Below are 1,457 nucleotides of genomic sequence, written 5' to 3'. Positions count from 1 at the left end.
GCCGCGAGCCGGAGCGGCTGCCCGACGGCGCCCGCCGCTACGCCCAGGCCCTGGACGAGCTGTACGGCCGCGGCCGTGGCGAGGGCGCCGCCGACCTCGACGGCGGCTCCGGCAACGGCGGCGGCCAGGAGGCGTCCTTCCCGACCGCCCGCGAGTGGTCGGAGGAGTTGGAGGCGCTGTTCGGCGCGGACGTCCGCGAGGAGGTGCTCGCCGCCGCCGCGGACTCCGGCCGCACCGACGTGCTCGCCGAGCTCGACCCGGCGTCCGTCCGGCCGTCGATGGAGCTGCTGACCTCGGTGCTCAACCTGGCCGGCGGCATGCCCGAGCACCAGCTGAACCGGCTGCGCCCGCTGGTGCGCCGCCTGGTCGACGAGCTCGCCCGCGAGCTCGCCACCCGGCTCCGGCCCGCCCTCACCGGCCTGGCCACCCCGCGGCCGACCCGGCGCCCCGGCGGCCGGATCGACCTGCCGCGGACCCTGCGGGCCAACCTGGCGCACACCCGCCGCCTGGACGACGGCCGGACGGTCGTCGTGCCCGAGCAGCCGGTGTTCAGCACCCGCTCGCGGCGGGAGGCCGACTGGCGGCTGATCCTGGTGGTCGACGTCTCCGGCTCGATGGAGGCCTCGGTCATCTGGTCCGCGCTCACCGCGGCGGTGCTGGGCGGCGTGCCGACCCTGTCGACGCACTTCCTGGCCTTCTCCACGCAGGTCGCCGACCTGACGGAGCGGGTCTCCGACCCGCTGTCGCTGCTGCTGGAGGTCAAGGTCGGTGGCGGCACGCACATCGCCGCCGCACTGGCGCACGCCCGTTCCCTGGTCACCGTGCCCAGCCGCACGCTGGTCGCGGTCGTCAGCGACTTCGAGGAGGGCTACCCGCTGGGCGGCCTGCTCGGGGAGGTGCGGGCGCTGGCCTCGTCCGGGGTGCACCTGATGGGCTGCGCGGCGCTGGACGACACCGGGACCCCGCGGTACTCGGTGCCGGTCGCCCGTCAGCTCGTCGCCGCCGGCATGCCGGTGGCCGCCCTCAGTCCCCTCGCCCTCGCCCGCTGGGTCGGCGACCGCCTCCGCGGGGAGGCCCGATGACCGGAGTACAGGCGATGACCGCTGCCGAGGACCTCCAGCTGCCGCCCGTCGCACCCGAGGTGCTGGCGGCCGCGGTGGAGTCGCTGACGTCCCGTCTGCGCAAGAAGCTCGACGCGGCGATCGAGCAGTACGCCGCCCTGCCCGTCGCCCCCGCGGCGGACGGACCGGGCGCCAGCGTCCGCTGCGGCGAGGACGCCGTGGTCACCCTGCTGCCCGGCCCGGACGGCGCGGTGACCGAGGAGGGGCAGGCGCGGTGCAGTTGTCTGCTCGCCCCGCGCTGCCTGCACCGGGCGGCGGTGCTCGGCTGCTGCCCGATCGCCGACCCGCCCGCCGCCGGGGCCGCGGCACCGGCTCGGCCTGCTCCGCGGGCCCGGC

1 protein-coding gene and 1 pseudogene are annotated in these 1,457 nt (G+C 77.5%); both read left to right on the top strand.

The annotated features are described in order from the left end of the window. Nucleotides 1-1,082: VWA domain-containing protein (locus tag ABZ641_RS37145; RefSeq protein WP_359988985.1), on the top strand; the 1,082-nt coding region annotated here is incomplete at its 5' end. Beyond that, a pseudogene (locus ABZ641_RS37140) lies at nt 1,079-1,457 on the top strand (hypothetical protein); the annotation flags it as partial. The gene ABZ641_RS37145 and the pseudogene ABZ641_RS37140, both read left to right, overlap by 4 nt.

This window comes from Kitasatospora sp. NPDC007106 (assembly GCF_040634455.1).
Taxonomy (GTDB): Bacteria; Actinomycetota; Actinomycetes; order Streptomycetales; family Streptomycetaceae; genus Kitasatospora; species Kitasatospora arboriphila.
The sequence above is the reverse complement of the archived record's forward strand: the minus strand, read 5'-3'. Positions and strand labels throughout refer to the sequence as shown.